Consider the following 26,142-nt stretch of genomic DNA (forward strand, 5'->3'; position numbering starts at 1 on the left):
TTTTTGGAAATATTTAAATTTAATGCTGGAAATCATGAGCGAGAAACCCAAAGAATTAAGGGAAGATGAAGTAGCCTATGGCGGATCGGAGTATGTTCGGGATGGTATAAAAATTGGCATCAAGAATACAGTTGGCTCAGTAGAGAATATTTCTTCGGGCGGAAAAAGGATGATTAGAATGGAAACGGCAAAGGATAAAAAAAATGAAGCCATTACTCAGGGCAGAAATGCAAATACCGGGCACTCGATAAAAAGAAATGAAATTTCTGGTGAATTTATTGCTGCCAATAATGATAAACCTTTTGCAGGTGTTAGCGTCCGGAAAAAATTTAGAGCTGCGGCAAACCCTTCGATCACAAAGGAAATGGCGAAACTGGCAAAGAGAGCAGTGCTTGCTGTTTTGAACCATAACTGAGTATCAAATTAATGCGGGTCGGTCAAATCCCGGATATTTCTGATCATCCTTTATCCTATGATTTCCGGGTCGACTCTGTAATTGGTATTGCAAAGGACATGCTGACCCTAAAATCGAGCAGCTCCCACCTGATACCGTACCCTCATTATTTTGAGCAGAAACCCAATCAATTTTCTGGCGAATTACCTGCTATCCGTAGTGCCATGAACTGGTCTAAGGGTAGTTTACTGTTGCCGGAGTTTTCCACTCTTGCGTCTTCATTTATTTTCGCCAGTTTTTAGTTTTTCTTCAATTTCTATCAAACTTCAGAATCTCTTCAGAATCCCCACAAGATTACAACAGGATCGTGTTGCAAATTTGAATTAACAATCGTGGTAAAGGCGCAGAAAAGAGTTTCAGCTGGACTACTTGTGGACACTCCACGGTCAGTTATTCATCTATCAACATATTAAATTTTGTAGTCATGTTCGAAAAACAAAATATTAAAAAATTAGCTCCTGTTGCTTTGGCGTTTGCTTTTTTAGGCGGTACTTCTTTCGCAGCTTATGAACACTTCCATAAATCAGATACACTTACCAACTGGGTTGAAACCAATATGCCGGTCGTCAAAGCCAGGCTGGATGACAAAAGTGCGGGAACTAATGTGGCAATGATTCCTGCTGATTTTTCATTTGCCTCCGAAAAAGCGACAGCTGCTGTTGTGCATATTAAATCCACAATGAAAGCAGAAAGAAATGTGAGCCAGATGGAAGTCCCGGATGAATTGAAGGACTTTTTTGGCGGTCGCAGCCCTTTTGATCAGGACGCACCGCAGGGAAGAGGAAGGGGTGAAAAGCCACAAGCTTCTGGTTCAGGTGTGATCATTAATCCGGATGGTTTTATTGTTACAAACAACCACGTGATCCAGGGTGCGGAATCCCTGGAAGTCACGCTTGCGGATAAGCGGACATTTAAAGCAAAAGTAATTGGTTCGGATCCAAACACTGATATTGCGCTGATCCAGATCGAAGCGAAAAATCTGCCCGCTTTATCTTTTGGAAATTCAGAAAATGTGAAAGTGGGTCAATGGGTTCTGGCCGTTGGGAATCCATATAACTTAACTTCCACTGTAACCGCAGGTATAGTCAGTGCCAAAGGACGCAGTATTAATATTTTGGGAGAAAATTCAAAAGCTCCGATTGAATCTTTTATTCAAACTGATGCGGCCGTAAATCCCGGAAATTCAGGTGGCGCGCTTGTTGATCTGAACGGTAATTTAATAGGGATCAACACTGCAATTGCCAGCCAGACAGGATCTTATGCAGGATATTCATTTGCCGTTCCTGCCAGTATTGCCCATAAAGTCGTTGAAGATCTTTCAAAATTTGGTTCGGTGCAGCGTGGTTATCTGGGCGTAGGCATCAGTGAAGTGGACGGTGCAAAAGTTAAATCTTTCGATTTGAAAGTAAGTGATGGTGTTCGGATCGAAAATTTTTCAGACCAAAGTGCAGCACGTGACGCCGGGATAAAAGTCGGAGATGTCATCACTAAAATTGACGCACATGATGTCAACAGCGTTGCGCAATTGCAGGAAGCGATCGCACAGCATAAGCCTGGCGACAAAGTTTTGGTGACTGTGAACCGCGAAGGCGCTGATACGGAAATTGCCGTTACCTTAAAAAGCAGTTCAGGAACTTTGGTTGCAGAAAAATCAGTACAGACTTTGGATAATCTGGGAATTGAATTGCAGGATCTTACTACTCAGCAAAAAAGAGCGTGGGATGTTGAACAAGGCGTGCAGGTGAGCCAAATTAATGCAGGAAAAGTGCGTCAGAATACTGACATGCAGGACGGATTCGTTATAACTAAAATAGATAAAACACCGGTAGGGAACGTGCAGCAGGCAATGAAAGCATTGGAAGGTAAAAGAGGTGGGGTAATGATTGAGGGGGTTTATCCGGGAAGTCAGGAAACACAATATTATGCGATTGGTTTGTGATGTTGGCCGGGCGGGCTTTGTGTCCGCCCCTACACGAATGCTATGTTTATTTTTTTAAATCGTAAAAATTTAATCATCGTAAAAATGAAAAAGAGCCTGATTTTGTTGGGATTGCTTACCATGTTAAGCAGTGTGGTTTTTGCTAATACTTCGCAAAGGGAAGTATTTAAAAGTGCTCCGGTTAAGACATATAACTGGATTGTACCGGACATGAAGACGAATCAAAATCCAATGTATAGCAGCACCTATTCCCGGCAGCGGATACAACGGGCGTTCGATGAGGCTTTGAACGGAAAGGGGCTGGTGAGAGAAACGAAAAATCCGGATTTCCTTTTGCAGTTCCATACGTATACGCAGCGTGTTCGTAGAAATTATTATGGAGGATACCCGATGATGGGATATCCCGCGATGGGCTGGGGGAGATTTGGGTGGGGAATACCTTATGGCGGTTATGGTTACGGCGGATTTCCTTCTTCAACGAGAAGCACAGACGGAACGTTGATCCTGGATGTTGTCGATGCGAAAACCGGAGAAATTGTTTGGCAAAGAGCTATTTCGGGTGATGTGACCAATCCCAATAACCTGGATAAAAGAATAAACAAGGGGGTCAGAAAGCTGATGAAAAGCTTCCCAATTCGTCAGTCTTAGTAATTGATTAAATACTGATCTAAACTACAAAATTTCAACAGAATCGTGTTGTAATTTTAAAATGTTAAAGGTTATCAGGTAGTTTAAATTTTAACAAAACGACTCATGAAATCGCATACAGAAGGTTATCCCAGCGAAATTTTAATCGGGAAATATGCCTCTAATAATCGCTTGTTTACAACTATTTTTGCCGGACTGGCAATGTTCACTTTTTCATTTACAGCATATAGCCAAGACCAGGGGTATAACAGTCAGCAATATGAAAACCGGCAGGCAGGACCGGTTGAACAAAGCATCATTCCAACGATTGCGCCTTACAGTGAGGATGTACGAAATAACATTCTGATTGCCACGCAATATCCGGAAGTTTTGGAAAAGGTGGCGCGTATTAGGGAATATACAACCCAGGGGTTTCAGACAACCATTCAGGGATATTCTCAGAAAAAACAAAACTGGTTTTACGAGATTTCCCGGTATCCGGAATTGATGCATACGCTGGCGACTTTGCCTCGGAAACAGTCGAAAGACCAAATTTATGGCGTGCTGAATAATCCTTCAAAAGAATTGCAGGAAGCTGCCTGGAAACTTTATCGCAGTCACCATAAAGATCTGTTAGTAGTTGACAATTTGAATCAGCGAGCCATAACGTCTTTCTCAGACTTGATCAGACCATTAAATTCTGATGCTCAGGACGCATTCAAGGCTTTGCAGGAAATGCCGGATGTTTTGTCCATTCTGAATGATCATAACGATTTAACCGCTCGTTTAGGGGACGAATATAGAAATGATCCGGAGGGTACGCGTCTAAAACTTGCTGATGCGCACGATAAGATAGAAGCCGAAAACAAACAGGATCTGGATAATTACAAACAGGAATTAGCGCAGGATCCTCAGGCCCAACGTGAATACGACGAGGCGGCCCAGCAATACGCGCAGAACAAAGGATACAGCTATCCTGCACCCACAGGCGATAAGGTGATCAATTATTACAACAATCCATATTCGTATTGGTTTGGATATCCCTCTTGGTATGGCTCAGCCATGTGGTACCCCGGTGCGTTCGGATTTGGTGGAGGCATGTATTATGGAATGGGTTTGTACGGATATGGTTTCCCAACACTCGGTTTTTCGTCATGGTTTTTTGGCGGAGCTTATCGGTATTATCCTCATTTGTACCGGACTTATGGCAACTATTACCGCAACCATTATATTTCGCGGGGGCGTTATATTTCCCCAAGAAATGGGTTCATAGGAGCAGCAGGACGACATTACAATCCTGAAATGGGAGCGCGGTCGAACTGGTTATCTTCGCCAGGAACTTATAACAATGCTCCTCGCAGTTATTCGCGGGGATCGCGTACAATGCAGAGACAAGGCGCCTACAACAGAACTTACAGTGCGCCAAGAACATATAACGATAGCCCCAGAAGTTATAACAATGGTGGAAATAATTTCCGGAGTCGTTCTAATGGCGGAGGGTATAGTCGCGGTTCTTATGGCGGCGGTGGGTCCAGAGGCGGTGGAGGCGGTGCCCGTGGAGGACGTAGATAAGGATTTGTTGCTGAAAAAATAGGTTTGAGAATGGAAGTAGGTAGTCACTTTGGGGCTACCTATTTTTGTGTAGTACTATTGACTGACCCTAACCTAAGATTACTTGGGAAGTTGAATTTTCCAGAATCTAATTTACTCTTAAATCACTTGCGGAAATATATTGATGTTATCAATTTTTTTTAAAAACAGGTTTTTCCCAATTCTTTCCAGTTTTGTTTTTGATATTTACGGGTTATGAAAATACTGATTATCGAAGACGAAACTGAATTGATGGAAGTAATCCGTCAGTCTCTGGAAAAGGAAAATTTTCGTGTGGAAACTGCGGAAGATTTTGGCAGTGCACTGGACAAGATAATAGCGTTTGACTACGACTGTATTTTGCTGGACATCATGCTGCCAGATGGCAGTGGACTTGATATTTTGCAAGAGTTGAAAAACCTGAATAAGTCTGATAATGTGATTATTATTTCTGCAAAAGATTCGCTTGACGATAAACTGAAAGGCCTTGAACTGGGTGCCGACGATTATCTTACCAAGCCGTTTCATATCGCAGAGTTAAACGCACGTATAAAGTCCGTTTTACGCAGAAAAACTTTTGGTGGGAGAAATACGGTCGAGTTAGCCAATGTAAGACTGGATCTGGATGACCGTACTTTACAAATTGACAATCAGCCATTGCAATTGAACCGCAAAGAATTTGACATTCTCAACTATATGGTAGTTAACAAGAATCGGTTGGTAAATAAAACTTCACTTGCTGAACATGTGTGGGGAGATCACATGGATGAGGCGGATGACTATGAATTTATTTATTCACAGATCAAAAATCTTCGTAAAAAACTGAAAGAAAGTCGTGCCGGTATAGAGATTCAGGCGGTGTATGGATTGGGTTATAAACTGGTTGTAGTATGAAACTGCTAAATCATACTCTAAAGTATTTGTCCATAACGTTATTCGCTATCATCAGTATTTGGGCAGCAATTTTCTATATCAACATGCTCGATGAAGTATATGACAGTCTGGACGACGGATTGGAAAATTATAAACTTCTGATTATTAAAAAAGCAGAGGAAGATTCCAGTATTTTGAACAAAAAGGAATTCGCAGAAAGTAATTATGAGATTCGTGAAATACCCGAATCTGTTGCAGTTCTAAGGAGGGATGTCCATCAGGATACGCTCATGTATATGCTGAATGAGGAAGATTACGAGCCTGTCAGAATGCTCACTTCGGCGTTTGCCCTTAACAATAAATTTTATGAGTTGAAGGTAATTTCTTCTATGGTGGAGGAAGACGATCTGATCGAAGATCTTCTTTATTCGTTGATTTGGCTGTATGTTGCGATGATCGCAAGTGTACTGGTTGTCAACAATTTTATGCTGAAAAAAACCTGGAAACCTTTCTATCTGCTTTTGGATCAGCTGAAACAATTTAAGCTAGGGAAAGATCCCATTGTTACCCCTGTTGAAACTCAGGTCAAAGAATTTAGAGAATTGAATGAGGCTGTTCATTTATTGCTCAACCGCACGCTCGAAACTTATCAAGGGCAAAAACAATTTATCGAAAATGCCTCGCATGAGCTCCAAACGCCACTTGCGATCAGTATCAACAAACTTGAATTATTGTCTGAACGAGAAGATCTGACTGAAAATAACCTGGTAGCCGTCGGGCAAGTGATACAAACCCTGGAACGTTTGAAACGGCTCAATAAATCCCTTCTTTTGTTATCAAAAATCGAAAACAAACAGTTTCGGGATCACGAGCAGGTTGATATCAACGCAATCTTTAAAAATCTGATTAACGAATTCTCGGACTTTGCAGACTTTAGAAATGTTCGAATTTCTCTACGGGAAAACGGTCAGTTGGATGCTGATTTGAATAAAGATCTCGCAGGAATTTTCATTACCAATTTCCTGAAAAACGCAATCGTACATAATCATGAAAGCGGAACTGTTGAGATCGTTATCAATAGGAATTCTTTCACAATCTATAATTCGGGAGCCGAAGTGGCCCTGGACGCGGAGAAAATGTTTGAGCGTTTTCATAAAAAATCGAATGAGAAAAATAACACCGGGCTTGGACTGGCGATCGTGAAGGCTATTTCCGATCTGTACGGATTATCGGTTATCTATAATTTTGACGCAGGACACCAAATGACGGTAACCTTCAACTAAAAATTGAAGTATTTCAATTACCAAGTCTTTCCGGTTTTGACTTTTAACATTGTGTTATCAAACGTTAAAAGTATGAAACACATCATCAAAATTATTCTGGCGTTGGTAACCTGTTCAGCAGCATCTGGACAATCTGATACTTTGTCAAGACTTCCGGATAAAATTCACCATGCAGAGCCATTATACATCGATCTGATTCGGGACCTGGGTGCACGAAAAGGTGAAAAAGAACTGAACGTGGGCTGGGGTATGGAAGATCAGAAAGGGTTCGTTGCGAACACAGGATTTATGGAGTACGAATTTTCTCCGGTGAACAGGTTAGGGTTGGAAATAGAGGTTCCGTTTACATTTTATAAGCCCGAATTTGAACATCAAAAGGGAGAGCCAGCTCCGAGAAATAGAGTGGAAGGTGTTAAGCTGGCATCTCAATATACATTTTTGGTCGCCCCAAAATACAACTTATCGATGGCGATTGGATATATTCATGAATTCAGAATGCATTCCTTCTACACGCTGAGACAAGGTTCGGCACCTTTAAAAGGACACAGTATGAGTCCGTTTTTTGTCGCAGCCAAACGATGGGGAAAACGTATTCACTCGATGATATATACAGGTCCGGAATGGGAATTCACGTCGGGTGAAAAAAAATCGGAACGGTATTATCAACTCAATGCAAGTATGCATTACCAGTTGTCGAAGGAAGGGAATTTCATCGGTTTGGAAATTAATCAGGAGTATGCCGGATGGAAAGCTGCAACTGTGGTAAGACCGCAGGTGAAATTGATGATAACCTCAAATCTTGCACTTGGTTTGGTGACTGGAATTCCTGTAAATTTAGATGATCATGGTATTAGTTTCCTGGCCCGTGTGATATTTGAGCCTCCTAGAAAAAGAAAGTGAAGGATTCCAGTTTCTTTCCGGAATCGAATATTTATTTTGTTTAAATCAAATTCTAATGATATGAAAAAGTTACTTTTTATTGCCGTCGGTATGTTTTACACATCCGTTAGTTTCGGTCAGGATCTAAAAGAAACAGAGGTACCCTCCGTGGTGCTAAACACATTTAAACAAAAATTTCCAAAAGCGGTTGATGTTGAATGGAAGTTGAAAGCAGAAATGTTCAAAGCGGAGTTTGAAATCGGGAAAGATGATCATGAAATATGGCTGGAAAAATCCGGCAAGATTGTCAAACACAAGGAAGAAATAAAATCGGAGCAGCTTCCGAAAGAAGTTTTAGCGTCAATCAATAAGGACTACAAAGATTACAAAATTCACGATTCGAATAAGACCGATAACGCGGGTGTGGTTACTTACAAGGTTGAACTTAAAAACCCGGGATCTGAACTAGATATTACCTACGACAAAAATGGAAAGTTGATTAGTAAGAAGGTCGATAATTAATTAAAAAAACCGTGGTTGCCAAACAAATTAAAATCTGGTTAGAAAATTTCGTGTTTATCTATTGTAATGACATCTTTTTTCGGAATTTTAGACTGGCAACAGTAGATTGAAAAATTTTTTCTTGACAAGTACGTTCTGTATTCATAAATTCAAAAAGAAATACAGTTTTCGCTGCACATTGGTACAGGATTTGTATAAATATGATATGGTTTTTCAGAAGAATAACGTACATGGTCGGAGGTCGATTTTTATTTCCAGAATATGAAATACAGGGAAATTCTAGATGTGATTGAGCAACATGTAAAGCAGTTTTATGACGCGAAGGAGGATTCGACCCTTACCTTCCATAATTATGCTCATACGCTGGATGTTGTCACGCATGCCGCGAAAATGTCACATCATTATGGATTAAATGATAGAGATACTTTTATCGTTGTTGCTGCCGCATGGTTTCATGATACCGGATATTATACAGGCGAACCAAGTGGTCACGAGCAACGCGGCGCTGACATGGCAGCAGGATTTTTAAAGAATGTAGGTGTTGAACAAGATCTTATTCTGGAAATCCACAGGTGTATCATGGCAACCGTGATGCCACAAAAACCTGAAAATCTTTTGCAGCAAATTATGTGTGATGCTGATTTATATCACTTCGGAACCGAGCAATTTTCAGAAAGAGATATGCTTATGCATGAAGAAGTTGAACGAAAAATGGGCTGCAAAATTGATAATGGAAAATGGCGAAAAGCGACGATCTGCCTGCTGGAATCACATTTTTTTAAAACCGGATACGGACGTGAATTGTTGGAATTTGGGAAAAGGAAAAATCTGGAACGACTAAAACGTAAGGAGGAAAGAGGAATTTTAATGAAAGCACAGACGCCCAATTAATATAACAGAACGTGATCTTTTAAGTAATTGATAAAAAATAGGGGAGAGCTCATCAGCTTCTCCCCTATTTTTTTGTTCATTATATCGAATTATTTCTTGCTCTTTATTGGCAATGTAAACCAGTGAAAACCGTCTCTCGCGATAAGCGCTTCGGCGATTTCCGGTCCCCATGAATCGGCAGAATAATTTGGAAAGTTCAGACTTTTTCGTCCTTGCCATGCATTTAAAATCGGCATGATCAACTCCCAGGCAGTTTCAACCTGATCGCCACGCATGAATAGCGTCTGATCTCCAAGCATGGTGTCCAGTAGCAAAGTTTCATAAGCTTCCGGAGCCTGTTCGGTATAGGTTCCCTTATAATCAAAAACCATGTCAACAGCATTCAGGTACATATCCAGTCCCGGACGCTTCGCCTGAACCTGCAAACGTATGCTCATTTCCGGCTGAATACTGATGATAAGGCGGTTTTGCTGCCAGCTTTCATTTGCTTCTTTCGGGAAGACAAAATGCGGCACATCTTTAAACTGGATGGTGATGACAGACGCCGATTGATGTAACCTTTTTCCGGTACGTACGTAGAAAGGAACTCCCTGCCAACGCCAGTTATCTACGAAAAACTTGATTGCGGCGAAGGTTTCGGTATTCGATTCAGGGTTGACTTTTGGTTCCTCGCGATACCCCGGTACTTCCTGTCCTTTCATCCAACCACTACCATATTGTCCCCGAACTGCCGATAAACGAACATCCTCCGGTGTAAATTTTCGCATCGCTTTTAATACATCTACTTTTCTATTGCGAATTTCGTCTGCGTCAAAACTCACCGGGGACTCCATCGCAACAAGGCAAAGCAGTTGTAATAAGTGATTCTGGATCATGTCGCGCATAGCACCCGAGCCGTCGTAATAATCACCACGTTCTTCAACGCCAAGTTGTTCGGTTACCGAAATTTGTACGTGCTCGATATAATTTCGGTTCCAGATCGGTTCCAGAATCGCATTGGCAAAACGGAAAGCCATAATATTCTGTACCGTTTGTTTCCCGAGATAATGGTCGATACGATAGATCTGTTTTTCGTCAAAAATCCCTGAAAGAAGTTTATTTAACGAGACGGCTGAGTCAAGGTCATGACCGAAAGGTTTTTCGATGACGATTCTCGTTTTTTCAGGATCAGACGCCAGATTACTTTTTGAGATATTTTCAGCAATAATCGGGAAGAAATTTGGAGAAACCGCCAGATAATAAATCACGTTGGCTTTCTTTCCCCATTGAGTATTGTGCGTTTCAATTCTTGAACCGAATTCTTTATAAGTTTCATGGTCATTGATGTCTGAAACCTGGTAAAAAATATGCTTCGAAAACTCTGCCCATTTATCGTCTGCGGCTTTTCCGCTTCTTGAAAACGAATTTATCCCTTCGAGAATTTTTTCTTTAAAATCGTCATCAGAAAGTGGCGTACGACCTGTGCCTATGATGGCAAAATCATCCGAAAGCCAGCCTTCCAGAAAGAGATTGTATAACGCCGGTGCCAGTTTACGTGAATTTAAGTCGCCGGTACCACCGAAAATAATAAATATTGTCGGCTGTGATTTAAGTGTTGAATACATGATGTCGTTGGTTTACAGACAATTTTCTAAATTTCCGAACCATTTTTCGGAACCCATTGTGTATGGAAAACACCTTCTTTCCCAATAAGTTCATAGGTATGCGCGCCAAAGAAATCGCGTTGTGCCTGAATCAGGTTTGATGGCATTCTTTTGCTGCGGAAGGCATCGAAATAGCTAAGAGATGCAGCGAAAGCCGGAACCGCAATACCGGTTGCCACAGATTTAGACAAAACTGACCTGATTCCCGGTATCGTTTCATTCACTAATTTTGCAACGTTTTCGTCAAGCAAAAGATGTTTCAATCCGTTGTCCTTCTCGTAGGCGTTGTAAATCTCACTCAAAAACAATGAACGGATGATACATCCCCCACGCCAGATTTTAGCAATCTCTGACAGATTCAAACCATAATTGTATTCATCTGAGGCGTTAGACAGCATCTGCATACCTTGTGCATACGTGACGATCATGCTGAAATAAAATGCCTGTTCAAGCTCTGTGAGGAATTTGTCTCGATCTACATCGAAACCACCCTTTTCCTCCGAATTATATAATAGAGAAGCTGATTCGCGGAGTGCTTTGTATTTAGACAAATCCCGCATGGCAACAGCCGTGTCAATCGTAGGAATCGGAGATTGCAGATCCATAGCCGCTTGCGAAGTCCATTTTCCTGTTCCTTTTGATCTGGCCTCATCCTTGATGTCGTCTAGAAGCAAGTGGTCAGAACCGGGCTCTTTGTATTTGAAAATATCAGCGGTAATGTCTACCAGAAATGATTGCAGGCGGCCTTCATTCCAGCTGGCAAAAACTTTCTGAATATCGTCTCCTTCCATCTTCAAGCCATTTTTCAGGATTTCGTATGTTTCGGAGAGCAACTGCATCATGCCGTATTCAATACCGTTGTGCACCATTTTAACAAAATGACCGGCTGAACCTTGTCCGATATACGCGACACAGGGAACACCATCTACTTTTGCAGCGATGGCTTCCAGTATCGGCTCCATCACGGAATAGGCTTTTTTATCGCCCCCTGGCATGATACTCGGGCCGCGTCGTGCACCTTCTTCTCCTCCGGAAATACCCATGCCAAAGAAATGTATGCCAAGATTTTCAAGGTATTCAACCCGTCGGTTGGTATCTGTGAAGTGAGAGTTTCCTCCGTCAATCAAAATGTCGCCTTTGTCCAGAAGCGGCAATAGCTCTTCGATGACACTGTCAACAATTTTCCCTGCCGGAACAAGCATTGTGATTGCGCGAGGCGTGGTCAGGCTTGCAACAAATTCCTTGATATCGCTGAACCCTTTAACCTTTATATTTTTGCCCTCTTCTTCAAGCAAAGCACCCTTTGAAGCATCTTTGTCATATCCGGCGCCTGCAAAGCCATGGTCACCGATGTTAAGCAGTAAGTTTCGGCCCATGGTACCCAGGCCGATCATACCAAAATTATATTTTTGCTCACTCATGATTGTGGGAATTTTTCTCTTTTAAGACCTTCAAGAATTTCTTTCGTAGACTCGAAACTGGTGTGATGAAAGGCGCGTATTCCTAGTTTTTGAGCCGTTGTCGTAAACATGATGCGGTCATCAAAATAAACACATTGCGACGGGGTGGCCTGCGCGATGCCCATAGCAAGGTTAAATATTCCCGGATCGGGTTTCCGCATTTTTACTTCACAGGAAGAAATAAAAGCGTCAAAACAATCGTGGAGTTTAAATTTTCGCACACGATAATCATTTAACTCCTTGCCCTCGTTATTGATAGAAATAACGCGAAAACCACAGTTTTTCTTCCATTCTTTCAGCCATTTAAGCATATCCGGCAATTCAACAGACTGAGCGTATATAAATGCTTTGAAATCTTCTCTTGCAAAATCGCGCGGGTGATTAAAAATAACAGTGTCGAGATATTCGTCAAGTGTTATGCTTCCAATTTCATACACATTGAATATGAAATTGTGCAAGACATTCACTTCTTCGTAATCGAGACCGAATTTTTCTGCTGCAATTTTGCGGGATTCGTGCCCCCAGCCATTGCTGAGGAGCACGCCACCGATGTCAAAAAAGAGAATTTTAAGATCAGTACTTTCCATTATTGCTTTTAGTTGACTTTGGATTTTTGGTCTTCAATAGCCTGTAATAATTTCTCAAAAGGCTTATTAAATTTATCAATTCCTTCGTCTTCCAATTGTTTGGTCACTGCGTCGATATCAATACCAGCCGCTTTGATTTTTTCCATGATTTCTGTTGCACCTTCCAGATCGTCTTCCAGACGGCTTGCAGGATCGCCGTGATCACGGTAGGCTTCCAGTGTCTCCAACGGAATGGTATCCACTGTGTCAGGGCCGATAAGCGCCTCAACATATTTTGTGTCTTTGAAAGCAGGATTTTTACTGCTGGTACTTGCCCAAAGCAGACGTTGTGGAACGGCACCTTTATCAGCCAGTTTTTTCCAACGTTCGGTACTGAACACGCGTTTATAGATTTCGTAAGCCTTTTTAGCAGAAGCGATTGCCACTTCACCTTTAAGCTCGCCCAGTCCTTTTTCATCGAGCATTGGATCAACAAGAACGTCAATACGGCTCAGGAAGAAACTTGCAACGGATGAAATTTTATCAATTGGCAAGCCTTTTTCAGCTCTTTCTTCTAACCCTTTAATATATGCCTCAGTAACTGCTTCGTAACGATCCAAACCGAAAAGCAACGTAACATTGATGTTCAAGCCCTCAGCAATTGCTTTCTGTATAGCAGGAAGACCAGGTTCAGTTCCCGGAATTTTTATCATAACATTTGCCTTATCAACCGCTTTCCAAAGTTCAAGCGCTTGTTTGATCGTTCCTTCCGTATTTAAGGCAAGGAATGGCGAAACTTCAAGACTTACATATCCGTCAGCGCCTACAATTTCTTCATCGTAGACCGGACGCAAAAGGTCACATGCACGTTTTATATCACTTACAGCAAGGCCAAAAAATATTTCCTCGTTTGTTTTATCCCCTTTTGATAATGCGCTGATGTCAGCATCATAATCTGAGCTGCTGCTGATGGCTTTTTCGAAAATCGCCGGGTTGGAAGTAACGCCTCTTACGCCATCCTCTTCAACCAGTTTTTTTAATTCACCGGTGTTAATAATCTTACGGTCAATGAAATCCAACCAGATGCTTTGTCCAAAATCGTGGATCTGTTTTACTTTGTTACTTGCCATAATTAACTGTTATTTGAATTAAAAATACCTTTTACAATTTATTTACATCAGGACGAGAAAAATGTGGTTCTAACCTTAGCAGAACCACATTTTTCTCGTCGCGCCTTACTTATCCAACAAAGCTTTTGCCTTAATAATTACATTTTCGACCGTAAAACCGAAAACTTTATATAATTCGTCGGCGGGCGCGGACTCTCCAAATGTTGTCATAGCAATGATGTCACCTTCGTCAGTCACATATTTATGCCATCCCAGTGAAGAGCCTGTTTCAACAGCCAGACGTTTTTTGATCGCTTTCGGCAAAACCTGCTCTTTATAGGTCGCATCCTGCTTTTCAAATAATTCCCAGGAAGGCATACTCACCACTCTCGCCTCAATCCCTTCTTCTTTCAATTTTTCCTGCGCCGACATGATCAATTCAACCTCCGAGCCTGTTGCAATTAAAATTAGATCCGGTGTCTTCTCTGAATCAGAAAGAACGTAAGCGCCTTTTTCTAATTGTTTTGCATCACCGTATTTTGTCTGATCTAAAATTGTTAAACCCTGACGTGTAAATACCAATACGACGGGACCGCCTTTATGTTCCAAAGCAACCCGCCAGGCCTGTGCAGTCTCATTAGCATCTGCCGGGCGAATGACAGTCACATTTGGAATCGAGCGAAGTGATATCAATTGTTCAACAGGTTGATGCGTCGTCCCGTCTTCTCCCAGGCCAATACTGTCATGCGTGTAAACAAATATTGGTTTGATCTTCATAATTGCCGCCAAACGAATAGGAGGGCGCATATATTCAGAAAAGATCAGGAACGTTGCTCCGAAGGGGATCAACCCTTTAGTAAGAGCCATTCCGTTTAGCGCTGAACCCATCGCATGCTCGCGGATCCCAAAGTGGAAATTTCTTCCGTCTCTTTTTTCGGGTGTGAAGGAATCAAATTCTTTAAGATTGGTATCGGTGGACGGAGCCAAATCGGCTGCACCGCCAATTAAACCTGGTATACTCGCAGCGATAGCGTTGAGTACTTTTCCTGAGGCCTGGCGGGTAGCCATTTTTTTGTCAGCGGCTTCGAAAACGGGAAGTTTTTCTAACCAGCCCTTTGGCAATTCTCCGCTGCTTGCCAGTTCATATTCCGCCGCCAGATCCGGGAATTTCTCCTTGTATTCACTGAAAAGCTCGTTCCATTTTTTTTCGAGTTCGGTTCCTTTTTCGCCGGCAGCTTTGTAGTATGCAGCGACTTCTTCGGGCACAACGAAGGATTTTTCCGGATCGAAACCGAAAAACTCTTTGACCAGCCTAACCTCGTCTGGCCCAAGCGGAGAGCCATGTGAACCAGCGGTATTTACTTTATTCGGACTGCCATAAGCGATCTGCGTGCGAACTTTGATAAGGGAAGGCCGGTTTTTCTCTCCCTGCGCATTTCTAACTGCAATATTGAGGGCACCGATATCATTGCCATCTTCGACTACCTGCACATGCCAGCCATATGCCTCGAAGCGTTTTGCTACATCTTCTGTAAAAGCAATATCAGTAGCCCCTTCAATCGAGATATGGTTGTCGTCATACAGATAGATGATGTTTCCTAATTCTAAATGTCCCGCCAGCGATGCGGCTTCAGAAGTGACACCTTCCATCATATCGCCATCACTGCAAATTGCGTAAACATTGTAATCAAAAATTTCATAACCCGGTTTGTTATACCGTGCTGCAAGATGTTTCTGGGCGATTGCAAAGCCAATGCCGTTAGCAAAACCCTGACCTAACGGACCTGTGGTAACATCAATTCCCGGTGTAAGACCGTATTCCGGGTGTCCGGCAGTTTTACTATTAAGTTGTCTGAAATTTTTAAGGTCGTCAAGTGAAAGATCGTAACCGGTCAAATGCAGGTAGCTGTATTGAAGCATACAGCCATGACCTGCGGATAAAATAAATCTGTCGCGGTTTGGCCAGTCGGGATTTTTCGGGTTGTAGTGCATAAAATGCGACCATAAAACATGAGCCATCGGAGCTGCACCCATCGGCATTCCGGGATGACCCGAATTTGCCTTTTGCACTGCATCAACAGATAACAATCTTGCGGTGTTGATGCCTAGTTGTTCAATTTCCTTCGTATCTGATCCCATTTTTAGTTATTCAATTTGATTAATTATATTGGTAAAATCGATAAAATGGCCATTTTCCAGAATAGAAGCATGGTTTTAAAATTCATTTTATCTACATTGTTAGAACTGATTTTATTGTTCTATCAAAAAATTAAGTTACCAGACTTGATTTGGAATTTCAATCCCGCCCGGCAAAGGGTTTAGTATAACATTTATGCCAATTAGTATATTCCGAGTCTCTTTATATTGAATTTTGAAGTTATTACAGGTTTTTTTACTGTTTCTAACAGTAATCAAAATTAGATTTTAAGGCTTAGATCTGAAATGGCTGTTTTATGGAATTTGTTGTATACTACTTGTTTTATCCTCCGTTATGACAATAAGCAGCCGGCAAGTTCATAGCAGGTAATTTTGAAAAAACCTCGAAACCTTGTAAATAGTAATTAGTTACGATCTTTGTGGTCAGTTTAAACCAGTTAATTTTGAAATATGTCATTGAAGGGCCCAATAATTTCAATTGAAGACGACGCAGATGATCAGTACCTTTTGAAAAGTGTGCTGGATGAGATAAAAATACCAAACAGCGTTCATTTTTTTAACAATGGGCTTGAAGCGCTTCAATACCTGCAAGTTACAACCGAGCAGCCATTTCTGATCCTGTGTGATATTAACATGCCAATTATGAATGGCCTGGAATTACGTCAAAAAATTGACGACGACGAGTATTTAAAAAAGAAGTCAATTCCATTTGTTTTTCTGAGTACGTCCGGAAGTCCGAAGTTGGTGGAGGAAGCTTACGCTTCGACCATTCAGGGTTATTACCAGAAGGCGAGCGGTTTTGACGCTTTCAGGAAACAGATCGAATTGATCATTGCATATTGGAAATCTTGCCTGCATCCGAATAATTTCTCGGCAAAATAAATCTAGAATTTTTCAATAGATCAAATGCGGTTTCTAAATTTGCCAGGAGTTGCGTTTTGTTCAAAAATTAAAATACACCTGGTAAGTTGTTCGAATTCTTTGTCCATTAAATGAATATCCGCGACTTCCAAATTTTCCTGTATGGGATATGGGACCAACTACTTCTTTCGCAGAATTAATAAATTATTTGACGATTTTCTGAGCAGCCATCCGAGTGCAACTTGTACAGTCATGGCGTATACGGGTAAGAAGAAACAACTGAATCTATAAACCGGGCTGCGGAAAGTTAACGAATCCGCAGCCCGATTTAAGAATCTAGACTGTTAGTTTCACCAATTGCGCTTGTTTCTGAGCCTTCAATGATAATTCGGTCGCCAGAAAACAATGCTCTTGAGACATCGCTGTTTCGGTTCTGTTCAAAACATCGTCTACAAGCTGTTTTCCGTAAGGCAGCGGTTCTTTGCTGCAATCAATATATTGTGTTTCTTTTTGTGTTACCAAAAATAAGTGATTCCCACCATCGCGTCCGGCTATATCGACGTTCTTACGAAGCTCAATAAATCCTTCTGTTCCCAAAATGGTTAATCGCCCGTCACCCCAGCTTTTCAATCCGTCCGGCGTAAACCAGTCTACCCGGATGTAGCCCGTGCCACCATTTCCCCGAATCATACAATCGCCAAAATCTTCGAATTTTGGATACTGAGGATGGCTGACGTTTCCAATCTGGGAGGCAACAATTTCTGCTTTTGTTGACCCTGTAAAGAACAAAAATTGATCAAACTGGTGAGATGCAATATCACAAATGACACCACCATACCGTTTTGCATCAAAAAACCAGTCAGGTCTGGAGCTCGCTGACATGCGGTGAGGCCCAAGTCCGATGGTCTGGATTACCTTACCGATAGCACCTGATTTCACAAGTTCTCCTGCTTTCACCGTTGCCCGGTTTTCGAGGCGCTCACTATACATAATAGAATAAATCCTGCCCGTTTCCTTTTGAACTTTACGAACCTGCGCCAGTTGTTCCAGTGAAGTAATTCCGGGTTTATCAGCCATATAATCCTTCCCGCTTTGCATCACCCGAATGCCGATCGGAGCCCGTTGATCAGGAATCGCTGCGCTTAATACAAGCTGAATTGACTTGTCATTCAAGATGTCTTTCTCGTTTGAAACAAGCTTTGCATTTGGATATCGTTTGCCAAAAGCTGCAGTAAGGTCTGCTTCAGCAGCATAGTATGCGACCAGTTCTCCACCCCCACGAATGACAGCTTCAACCTGACCGTATATATGACCATGGTTCATCCCGATCACTGCAAATTTTATTCTGCCGGGCTCCACAATTTCTTCATCAATTACTTCCGTTTTAACGGTTCCCATGTCAATAGTCTTATTCCTGGCTTCGGCAGGAAGAGAGGACATCATCATCATTCCTGCTGCGGTACCTACCGTGCTGCGGATAAACTCACGTCGGTTTTCTTCGTTTTTTTTCATTTTGGTAAACAATGGGACGTATGTCTTTTCTGAAAAACAATTTCTATGTAACAGGAAGACTTAACCCGCAGTTAACTACCCTTAAAACGTCTTTTAAATGTTCATATTCTTTGAAATAATGAGACGAGGTAAATTGTTGTTGGATGATTTGTGGCGGTTGAAAATAAGATATCACAGCGGAAGCTTACACGTTATCGACTGACATTACCCAGCCCTAAGCGAAGAAGTAAGGTTTAACTTTTACCTGCCAGAATTGAATGGCTGTGAAAATTTTAGAACTATTATTCAAATCCTGCTAATAATAATGCCGTTGTAAATTGCAAAGTATGATAAATAATCGGAAATTGCGCCCCCAAATTTTTAAAGATAATAATGACCAGTATCTCCTGCGGAATCGACTTCGGAACTTCTAATTCAAGTATAGCAATAGCAAATCAGGGTAATGTTCATCTCGTTGAGGTAGAAGGTTCAAGTACAACAACACCAAGTGCCATGTTTTTTCTGCGTAAGGGTAATGTACCTTTTTATGGAAGAGCGGCCGTGAATATGTTTCTGGAAAGAAATCCAGGCAGATTTATGCGCAGCCTGAAACGTGTTTTAGGAACTCCGGTAATGCGCCAGGGAACCATGGTAAATGGAGAATTGATGCGTTTCAACGAGATCATAACTTCTTTTTTACAAAATTTAAAGGATAAAGCTGACGCAGAAGCAGGGCAAGAGATTGAAAGCGTTGTAATGGGTAGGCCCGTACATTTTGTGGACGGTGACAGCGCGGCGGACGGGAGAGCAGAAGCGGAGCTAAAAGCCATTGCCAAGCAGCTTGGATTCAAAAATGTAGATTTCCAGTTTGAGCCCATTGCAGCTGCATTTGCGCATGAGATTAATGTTTCGGGTGAAAAATTAGCAATCGTTGTAGATCTGGGCGGTGGTACTTCTGACTTTACCGTTATTCGTTTATCCAATAAATACATCCATAAAGCCGATCGGACATCCGACATTCTTGCCAATACCGGTATCAGGGTTGGAGGAAATGATTTTGATAAAGATTTAAGTTTAGCCGCGATTATGCCTGAGCTGGGCTACAGAAGCACTTATGGTGCCAAAAATCTGGAAGTGCCTCTATATCATTATTTTGACTTGTCGGAGTGGAGCAAAGTTAATTTTTTGTATACCACAAAAATAATTTTCCAGACAAAACAAATCCTGTTTGAAGCACATGACAAAATTCGTTATAAAAGACTTTTGCAAGTGCTGGAACAGGAAACCGGGCATACGCTTTTAGCTGCGACGGAAGAGACAAAAATTGCATTGACGTCACAAGCTGAGTATGATGCACCTTTTGACTTTCTTGAAGACGGCCTGACAACAAAAGTAACGCGGGAGCAGTTTGATGCGGCTATTTTTCAGAAAATTGAAAAAATATCGAATTCAGCTTTGCAATGTTTGTCTGACGCCGGGGTTCAAAAGGAGGATATTGATCTGGTAATTCTTACGGGAGGTTCCACGGAAGTTCCGCTGATTCAGTCAGAATTTAAAAGACTTTTCCCAAATGCTGCGTTGGCCGATGAAAACAAACTTTCCAGTGTGGGGCTCGGTTTGGCGTATGATTCTCAAAACAAGTTTGGCAGACCCTGATTGCATTATCAAACAGAGCTTCTTTTGGAGCTCTGTTTTTTATATACTTCAATAAAAAAAACCGGAGCAAGCTCCGGTCGTATCAACGTTGAGTAAAGAAATTGATGTTTTTATTACTTGAAATTTATTCTACGTTACGCCCGTCTTTATCGAGTTTGACACGGGCCGCCTCTTTGCCCTTTTTTACAGACAAATCATAGTACTGCGTCTTATCGTCAGCCGTTACCAGAAAAGCTTCAACTACTTTCCATCCGGCAAATGCTTCACTGCTTATAGTCGCTTTAACTGCGGCTGGTAAATCCTCAGGTTTAACTGAAACTTTGTCTTGATTAATGTTAAGTTCCGTTTCAGTTTGTAAGACTGGCTTCGCCTGAACGGAGGCAAAAGATATTAGCGTTAAGGCTACGGCCGATGTTATTAGCTTTTTCATAATCTGTGTTTATTTTATTAAATCAGTATTACTGTGCCCTTGCACGTACTAATTCCCTAATAGGATTATGCCGGACTATTTAATAGGCTGGACGTCAGTGTTTTGCAGATATTGATTTAGTGAAAAGTTGTTTACTAGATACCCCAAGTTGTTGAATATCTCTTCATTGAAATGATTGATATACGGCATTGGAATATGAATTTATTTATTGAAATTAGCCTTTAATGAAGTCATCACTTTTTCACACTACTATGAGATCAAGACTACTACTCAAAATGCTGCTGTTCTGCTTTGCCATTTCTTTTTCTGCACGAGCCCAAACAATGGAGCGGCAAAAGCTTATTTTAAAAAACGGCTCATTGACTCCGGCGAATAATGTCGACCAGGCCAGCCTTCGGGCGCTAAGCAGAAAGCTTGTCCCGTTCAAGAAAAAGGTATTTGTTATCATTCAATTTGAGCAAATTCCGTCAGCGTCACAGCGTGAGCAATTGCAAAAAGAAGGGATATCGTTGTTGGATTATGTTCCCAACAACGCCTATACGGCGACTGTTACGGGTTCACTGGATGAAACAGTATTAAAAAAATCCGGCGCTCGATCGGTCATTTCTCCGACACCAAAACAAAAAATGCAGGTTGCTCTGGCGAACGGTACAATCCCGGAGCATGCAAAAAGTGTTGACGGCTTTATCAGTGTATGGGTGAGTTTTCTGAGATCTTTTTCAGCCGAGGAAATTACTGCTGCTTTGAAAGAGGACGGTTATCAAATTACGTCGGACGTCTATAAAAATTATCAGGTTCTGGAAATCCTGCTTCCCGAAAAGCGATTGATGGAGTTGGCAGAGTTGCCGTATATACAATATATCCAGGCAAAACCAAAGGAGGACAAACCCGTTAACAACCACAGCATTGTTAACGGGCGGGCAAATGTATTGGGCTCGTCCATTGGCGAAAGCCGGAATTTACGTGGTGAAGGAGTGGTGGTAGGTGTTGGTGACAATGCTGACCCGATGCAGCATATCGATTTGACGAATCGGATCATCAACAGAATGGCGCTGGACTCCGGTGCGCACGGCGTTCACGTGATGGGAACATTGGGCGGTGCCGGAATCGTGACGGAGAAATACGCAGGTTATGCGCCCAAAGTAAAGATGATCGCCCAGTTGTATTCCAATATTCTGGCTTATGCCCCGACCTATGTTCAGGATTTTGGGATGGTTATTACCAATAACTCGTATGGGAATGACGTCTCAAATTGTTCGACTTTCGGCGACTACGATCTCACCTCAAATATTCTTGATCAACAGGCATTTCAAATGCCGTATTTACAACACGTATTTGCTGCGGGAAATAGTGGAGCCACAAATTGTGCGCCCTTCACGAATGGTTTTGGAAATGTCGTCGGAGGTTATCAGGCAGCTAAGAATGTGCTTACGGTGGGAAATACTACAGCAGAAGCCATTGTTAATTTCAGTTCAAGTAAAGGCCCTGTATCGGATGGAAGGACCAAGCCGGAAATTTCTGCCCAGGGAACGCAGGTTGTTTCATCCTATGCAGTAAATAATGGGTACATCAATTCTAGCGGCACAAGTATGGCTGCTCCTGCGGTTTCTGGCGGATTGGCACTCTTATATCAGCAATACCGCAAACTGCATAATCAGGAGAATCCTAAAAATGGGTTAATGAAAGCGTTGATTTGCAACGGCAGTGTAGACAAGGGTAATGCCGGTCCGGATTATCAATTTGGCTTTGGCTGGATGAATCTGCTACGTTCGGTTAAAATGCTGGAAAGTAATAGTTATAGAAATGCAACAGTCGCGAATTCAGCGGTAAATTCCTTCGATATTGTGATTCCTGCAAATACCGCGCAGGTAAAAGTGATGCTCTACTGGAATGATCCAGCGGCCTCTATTTTGGCAGCAAAAACCCTGGTGAACGATCTGGATCTTACCGTTGAGAATTCTTCGGTCGTGACTTTACCAAAATTATTGGATCCGAGTCCTGCAAATGTAAATATCCCAGCTACGTCAGGAGCTGACCATATCAACAATATGGAGCAGGTGATCATCAATAATCCGGGTGCCGGTACTTATACAATTCATGTGAACGGGACTGCCATAACGCAAGGCGTGAATCAGGAATATTTCGTGGTTTATGATATTGTTCCTGCTTCAACAACGTTGACTTATCCGATTGGAAAGGAGCGTCTGGCACCAGGCGATGGCGTGTATATCAGTTGGGATGCATTCGGGAACACCTCCAACGAATTCAGGGTTCAGTATTCCAAAGACGATGGGGCTACCTGGAATGATATTCCCGGAAACTCGCTAAGTACTAATTCTCTGATCGCCTGGACAGTTCCAAACGATGTGACAGACAAGGCCAGGGTCAAAATTATTGCTACGGCCACCGGCGAGGAAACGATAAGTGAAACTTTTACTATTATGCGCGCGCCATCACTAAGACTTGCAAATGTCCAATGCGAAGGTTATATCGCACTGGAATGGGATGCTGTCGCCGCTGCAACCGATTATGAGGTGATGCTTTTGCAGGGCGACGAAATGGTTTCTGCGGGGGTTACTTCCAACTTGAATTACACATTTAATGGCTTATCAAAAGAGGATACCTACTGGTTTTCTGTGAGAGCCAGAGTAAATGGGAACCCGGGGCCAAGAGCGAATGCGTTGTCACGCAAGCCTGACGCTGGTAACTGCGCAGGAGCAATTTCCGATAACGATCTTATAATAGAAAGTATCGTATCGCCTGCGTTATCCGGGAGGCAGTTTACGCCGACAATGTTTTCTGCAAATACTCCGATTACCATTCGAATAAAAAATCTTGATGACCAGCCGTCTTCTGGTGATGTGGCACTTAGTTATGCTGTTAATAACGGCATCGTCAATAGTTTCACAGTTCCTTTGTTAATAAACGGTGGCGCGACTTTGGATTACACTTTTCCGGTTCAGGAAAACTTTTCTGCGTTAGGGGTTTATTCGATTACTGCAACAGTTAGTAAAACGGGAGATCCGGTAACATCAAATAACTCCATTACTAATATTTTTAAACAACTTCCCAACGCAGCTTTGACCTTGCCATTTTTTGACAATGTTGAGTCTGCATCGGTTCAAACTCAAACTGATGGTTTGACAGGACTGGAAGGTGCTGATCGATATGATTTTACAAATAATTCCAAGGTTGGTCGCTTACGAACTTTTGTAAATTCTGGTATGGCATTTTCCGGAAGCAAAGCTTACAATTTAGATGTGGATCGCTTCTTTCCAGGCGGTAACAGTAATTTTCTGGATGGTACTTTTAACCTGTCAAATTACAATTTAACGGACGATGTGCGACTTTACTTTCGGTTTAAAAACCACGGTCAGACAGCGCATCCGGATAATAGTGTTTGGGCAAGAGGGAATTATAACGATCCGTGGATACTGATTTACGATTTAGATGCTGAGCAAAATCCGGCTGACAGGCCGTACAAACTCTCAAAAAGTATAGAGTTAAGAAACTTTCTTCTGGACAACAATCAGAACTTTTCGACAAGTACCCAGATCAGATGGGGACAACATGGGACTAGAATAACAGCAGATCCTATCAGTGGGGCTGGATATTCGTTTGATGACATAACCCTGAAAGTTGAGACGGACGACGTTCAGCTGTTAAGCCTGCACAGTATCACCGAAAATAGTTGCGGCCTGGGTGCGCAACACCCGGTAACGGTCACCATTCGTAATAGTGCTGACAATGCAGTTAACAATGTTTCCGTATCATATAAACTGGGGAACGGTCAGGATGTTGTTGAAATAATTCCGGCAATTGCCGGCAAGCAAACGATCCAATATACATTCACGACAAGATTGAATGTGTCTGCTCAGGGACAATATGCTATACAAGTAGCTGTAAGTTTGCCAACTGATACTTATCCTGAAAATAACGTTCTGAATCTTTCTTTTTATAATAATACCTTGATTTCAGCCTTTCCATATTTAGAGAACTTTGAGAGTACTAACGGAAACTGGCATTCCTCCGGTGCAAATAACTCCTGGGCGTATGGCACACCTGCCTCAACGAAGATAAACGGTGCTGCCAGCGGTTCGAAAGCCTGGAAGACTAATTTGACAGGCAACTACAATAATCAGGAAACATCTTATTTGTATTCTCCCTGTTTCGACATCACGGGCATGGCAAATCCAACACTTAGTTTGAGCCTGGCACTTGATATTGAATTCTGTGGCCAGGAAGATTGTGATCTGGCTTTTGTGGAATATTCAGTCGATGGAAATACCTGGATTCGGTTAGGGGCAAAAGGGCAGGGGACAAACTGGTATAATAAGGTGGCAACTGACCAGGAGGCCTGGAGTGTCGAAAATTATACGCGTTGGCACGTAGGTACGATTCCTTTGCCCTTAACAAATGGAAATATTCGCCTCAGGGTAGTTATGAAGGCTGACCCCGGAACAACGCGCGAAGGAATCGCAATCGACGACGTACATATTTATGACAACAACGGAGGCATTTACGATGAGGGAACTACCTTATCTGCCGTTTCTCAGCAACCAGCAAACGGATCTGGCTGGATCGACTTTAAACAAAACGGAAAACTCGTTGCTTCGATAAACCCGAATGGGCAACAGATTGGGAACACCGGCGTTCAGGCATTCATTAACCCAGGCGCTGTTCGTAACGACGGAAGTCAATACTATCTCGATAGGAATATAACGGTCAAACCTGCCAACGCAAGTCTCAGTGCCGATGCGACAGTCCGTATTTATTTTCTGGATTCTGAAATTGAAAAGTTGATCAATGCTGCGGGCTGCACAAATTGCACGAAAATTTCGACCGCCTACGAGGCTGGTATTTCCAAGTACACAGACCCGGACAAGAGTAAAGAGGATGGAGAAATCAGCAACAATTCATCAGGTATCTGGTCATTCTTCGCTCCGGCCAATACGGTGAAAGTCCCTTATGACAAAGGATATTATGCGGAAATTAAGGTAAAAGATTTTTCGGAGTTCTGGCTAAATAATGGCGGAAACGATGACAATAATCCGCTTCCTGTTAAACTTATCAGTTTTAATGTCAGCAAACTCCCGGCTCTCGAAAATCCAGATAAGGTTCTTGTTGACTGGGAGACGTCATCTGAGACAAATGCAGATCATTTTGAAATTCAGCGGGCGGACGGTGATGAAGCATTTAGACTTAGTCGCTTTAATAGAATAGGAGAGGTCCGAGCCTTTGGTAATTCTGTTTCTAAGAGCGTATATAGCTATGTAGACAATCAGGCTGACAAATCCGGGAATTACTACTATCGTTTAAAGATGATCGATACGGACGAAAGTTTTGAATACTCTTCTGTAAAGTCAATCAGCTTCGATGCCATTGCTGACTGGCAGACATATCCTAATCCGAATCGCGGGAACTTTGAAATACAGTTTCAGGCAAGCACAGGTTCCGTGGTGTACGTGAACGTGGTGGATTTAAAAGGAAATGAAATGTATCAAAAGGCTTTAATAGCCAACGGAACACGACAAAAAATTTCGGTGGACTTGACAGATTTTCGGTATACGGCAGGTTTATATGTTGTTGAAATAACTTCTCAGGAACAAAAGAAAGTTTTTAGAGTTATAAAATTGTAATATTTAAATATTTGTCAGTCAGTCTTTTAATCTGGAAAGGGAATATTTCAGCGATTGAAATATTCCCTTTCC

At 42.1% G+C, this 26,142-nt stretch carries 19 protein-coding genes; 12 read left to right on the top strand and 7 right to left on the bottom strand.

The genetic code is table 11. The features are described from left to right. The first annotated feature begins 34 nt into the window (after positions 1-34). From AC1XUO_RS06700 to AC1XUO_RS06740, 9 genes are all read left to right on the top strand, one after another. Positions 35-415 (top strand): hypothetical protein, encoded by a 381-nt coding sequence (locus AC1XUO_RS06700; protein WP_483328997.1) that lies wholly within the window; start codon positions 35-37, stop codon positions 413-415. Positions 416-878: 463 nt separating this feature from the next. Further along, positions 879-2,393: a Do family serine endopeptidase gene (locus tag AC1XUO_RS06705; RefSeq protein WP_483328998.1), complete on the top strand. Its 1,515-nt coding sequence runs from the start codon at positions 879-881 to the stop codon at positions 2,391-2,393. 84 nt (positions 2,394-2,477) lie between these two features. Next, positions 2,478-3,041, top strand: coding sequence for a DUF4136 domain-containing protein (locus AC1XUO_RS06710; protein ID WP_483328999.1), 564 nt, complete (start codon positions 2,478-2,480; stop codon positions 3,039-3,041). A gap of 105 nt (positions 3,042-3,146) precedes the next feature. Continuing rightward, the gene (locus AC1XUO_RS06715) at positions 3,147-4,592 is read left to right on the top strand and encodes a hypothetical protein (RefSeq protein ID WP_483329000.1); all 1,446 of its coding nucleotides are present in this window, start codon (positions 3,147-3,149) and stop codon (positions 4,590-4,592) included. Between the two features lie 234 nt (positions 4,593-4,826). After that, positions 4,827-5,504 carry a response regulator transcription factor gene (locus AC1XUO_RS06720; protein WP_483329001.1) on the top strand — a complete coding sequence of 226 codons (678 nt, stop codon included), beginning with the start codon at positions 4,827-4,829 and terminating at the stop codon, positions 5,502-5,504. Then, positions 5,501-6,766 carry a sensor histidine kinase gene (locus tag AC1XUO_RS06725; RefSeq protein ID WP_483329002.1) on the top strand — a complete coding sequence of 422 codons (1,266 nt, stop codon included), beginning with the start codon at positions 5,501-5,503 and terminating at the stop codon, positions 6,764-6,766. Before AC1XUO_RS06720 ends, AC1XUO_RS06725 begins: the two co-directional genes overlap by 4 nt. A gap of 72 nt (positions 6,767-6,838) precedes the next feature. Then, positions 6,839-7,666, top strand: a complete 828-nt coding sequence (locus AC1XUO_RS06730) for an HAEPLYID family protein (protein ID WP_483329003.1) — start codon at positions 6,839-6,841, stop codon at positions 7,664-7,666. 60 nt (positions 7,667-7,726) lie between these two features. Beyond that, on the top strand, positions 7,727-8,167 hold the full coding sequence (locus AC1XUO_RS06735) for a PepSY-like domain-containing protein (RefSeq protein WP_483329004.1): 441 nt from the start codon (positions 7,727-7,729) through the stop codon (positions 8,165-8,167). Positions 8,168-8,428: 261 nt separating this feature from the next. Next, positions 8,429-9,058: an HD domain-containing protein gene (locus tag AC1XUO_RS06740; protein ID WP_483329005.1), complete on the top strand. Its 630-nt coding sequence runs from the start codon at positions 8,429-8,431 to the stop codon at positions 9,056-9,058. An 89-nt stretch (positions 9,059-9,147) separates the two neighbouring features. On the opposite strand, the gene zwf is transcribed toward AC1XUO_RS06740, so the two are convergent. The 5 genes from zwf to tkt form a co-directional block, all read right to left on the bottom strand. Then, a complete protein-coding gene (gene zwf, locus AC1XUO_RS06745; RefSeq protein ID WP_483329006.1) occupies positions 9,148-10,662 on the bottom strand; it encodes a glucose-6-phosphate dehydrogenase in 1,515 nt (504 codons plus the stop codon). 26 nt (positions 10,663-10,688) lie between these two features. Beyond that, positions 10,689-12,122 carry an NADP-dependent phosphogluconate dehydrogenase gene (gene gndA, locus AC1XUO_RS06750; protein ID WP_483329007.1) on the bottom strand — a complete coding sequence of 478 codons (1,434 nt, stop codon included), beginning with the start codon at positions 12,120-12,122 and terminating at the stop codon, positions 10,689-10,691. Beyond that, positions 12,119-12,748: an HAD family hydrolase gene (locus AC1XUO_RS06755; RefSeq protein ID WP_483329008.1), complete on the bottom strand. Its 630-nt coding sequence runs from the start codon at positions 12,746-12,748 to the stop codon at positions 12,119-12,121. Before AC1XUO_RS06755 ends, gndA begins: the two co-directional genes overlap by 4 nt. Positions 12,749-12,756: 8 nt before the next feature. Further along, complete coding sequence (gene tal / locus AC1XUO_RS06760) at positions 12,757-13,857, bottom strand: transaldolase (RefSeq protein WP_483329009.1); 1,101 nt, start codon at positions 13,855-13,857, stop codon at positions 12,757-12,759. Between the two features lie 105 nt (positions 13,858-13,962). Then, a complete protein-coding gene (tkt, locus tag AC1XUO_RS06765; RefSeq protein ID WP_483329010.1) occupies positions 13,963-15,975 on the bottom strand; it encodes a transketolase in 2,013 nt (670 codons plus the stop codon). A gap of 468 nt (positions 15,976-16,443) precedes the next feature. Between tkt and AC1XUO_RS06770 the strand changes: the two genes are divergently transcribed. Then, on the top strand, positions 16,444-16,875 hold the full coding sequence (locus AC1XUO_RS06770; protein ID WP_483329011.1) for a response regulator: 432 nt from the start codon (positions 16,444-16,446) through the stop codon (positions 16,873-16,875). Positions 16,876-17,190: 315 nt separating this feature from the next. Here AC1XUO_RS06770 and AC1XUO_RS06775 read toward each other — a convergent pair whose 3' ends face one another. Further along, the gene (locus AC1XUO_RS06775; protein ID WP_483329012.1) at positions 17,191-18,366 is read right to left on the bottom strand and encodes a Gfo/Idh/MocA family protein; all 1,176 of its coding nucleotides are present in this window, start codon (positions 18,364-18,366) and stop codon (positions 17,191-17,193) included. A 372-nt stretch (positions 18,367-18,738) separates the two neighbouring features. Here AC1XUO_RS06775 and AC1XUO_RS06780 point away from each other — a divergent pair, with 372 nt between their 5' ends. Beyond that, on the top strand, positions 18,739-20,001 hold the full coding sequence (locus AC1XUO_RS06780) for an Hsp70 family protein (RefSeq protein WP_483329013.1): 1,263 nt from the start codon (positions 18,739-18,741) through the stop codon (positions 19,999-20,001). 124 nt (positions 20,002-20,125) lie between these two features. On the opposite strand, the gene AC1XUO_RS06785 is transcribed toward AC1XUO_RS06780, so the two are convergent. After that, positions 20,126-20,431, bottom strand: coding sequence for a hypothetical protein (locus AC1XUO_RS06785; RefSeq protein WP_483329014.1), 306 nt, complete (start codon positions 20,429-20,431; stop codon positions 20,126-20,128). A gap of 251 nt (positions 20,432-20,682) precedes the next feature. Between AC1XUO_RS06785 and AC1XUO_RS06790 the strand changes: the two genes are divergently transcribed. Continuing rightward, on the top strand, positions 20,683-26,070 hold the full coding sequence (locus tag AC1XUO_RS06790; RefSeq protein WP_483329015.1) for a S8 family serine peptidase: 5,388 nt from the start codon (positions 20,683-20,685) through the stop codon (positions 26,068-26,070). The last annotated feature ends 72 nt before the right edge of the window (positions 26,071-26,142 follow it).

This window comes from Dyadobacter sp. HNCC25DJ186 (genome assembly GCF_056895235.1).

Excerpts from the sequence above, each read along its gene's own strand:
- AC1XUO_RS06700 (WP_483328997.1), top strand. The coding sequence starts at position 35 with ATGAGCGAGAAACCCAAAGAATTAAGGGAAGATGAAGTAGCCTATGGC.
- AC1XUO_RS06705 (WP_483328998.1), top strand. The coding sequence starts at position 879 with ATGTTCGAAAAACAAAATATTAAAAAATTAGCTCCTGTTGCTTTGGCG.
- AC1XUO_RS06710 (WP_483328999.1), top strand. The coding sequence starts at position 2,478 with ATGAAAAAGAGCCTGATTTTGTTGGGATTGCTTACCATGTTAAGCAGT.
- AC1XUO_RS06715 (WP_483329000.1), top strand. The coding sequence starts at position 3,147 with ATGAAATCGCATACAGAAGGTTATCCCAGCGAAATTTTAATCGGGAAA.
- AC1XUO_RS06720 (WP_483329001.1), top strand. The coding sequence starts at position 4,827 with ATGAAAATACTGATTATCGAAGACGAAACTGAATTGATGGAAGTAATC.
- AC1XUO_RS06725 (WP_483329002.1), top strand. The coding sequence starts at position 5,501 with ATGAAACTGCTAAATCATACTCTAAAGTATTTGTCCATAACGTTATTC.
- AC1XUO_RS06730 (WP_483329003.1), top strand. The coding sequence starts at position 6,839 with ATGAAACACATCATCAAAATTATTCTGGCGTTGGTAACCTGTTCAGCA.
- AC1XUO_RS06735 (WP_483329004.1), top strand. The coding sequence starts at position 7,727 with ATGAAAAAGTTACTTTTTATTGCCGTCGGTATGTTTTACACATCCGTT.
- AC1XUO_RS06740 (WP_483329005.1), top strand. The coding sequence starts at position 8,429 with ATGAAATACAGGGAAATTCTAGATGTGATTGAGCAACATGTAAAGCAG.
- zwf (WP_483329006.1), bottom strand. The coding sequence starts at position 10,662 with ATGTATTCAACACTTAAATCACAGCCGACAATATTTATTATTTTCGGT.
- gndA (WP_483329007.1), bottom strand. The coding sequence starts at position 12,122 with ATGAGTGAGCAAAAATATAATTTTGGTATGATCGGCCTGGGTACCATG.
- AC1XUO_RS06755 (WP_483329008.1), bottom strand. The coding sequence starts at position 12,748 with ATGGAAAGTACTGATCTTAAAATTCTCTTTTTTGACATCGGTGGCGTG.
- tal (WP_483329009.1), bottom strand. The coding sequence starts at position 13,857 with ATGGCAAGTAACAAAGTAAAACAGATCCACGATTTTGGACAAAGCATC.
- tkt (WP_483329010.1), bottom strand. The coding sequence starts at position 15,975 with ATGGGATCAGATACGAAGGAAATTGAACAACTAGGCATCAACACCGCA.
- AC1XUO_RS06770 (WP_483329011.1), top strand. The coding sequence starts at position 16,444 with ATGTCATTGAAGGGCCCAATAATTTCAATTGAAGACGACGCAGATGAT.
- AC1XUO_RS06775 (WP_483329012.1), bottom strand. The coding sequence starts at position 18,366 with ATGAAAAAAAACGAAGAAAACCGACGTGAGTTTATCCGCAGCACGGTA.
- AC1XUO_RS06780 (WP_483329013.1), top strand. The coding sequence starts at position 18,739 with ATGACCAGTATCTCCTGCGGAATCGACTTCGGAACTTCTAATTCAAGT.
- AC1XUO_RS06785 (WP_483329014.1), bottom strand. The coding sequence starts at position 20,431 with ATGAAAAAGCTAATAACATCGGCCGTAGCCTTAACGCTAATATCTTTT.
- AC1XUO_RS06790 (WP_483329015.1), top strand. The coding sequence starts at position 20,683 with ATGAGATCAAGACTACTACTCAAAATGCTGCTGTTCTGCTTTGCCATT.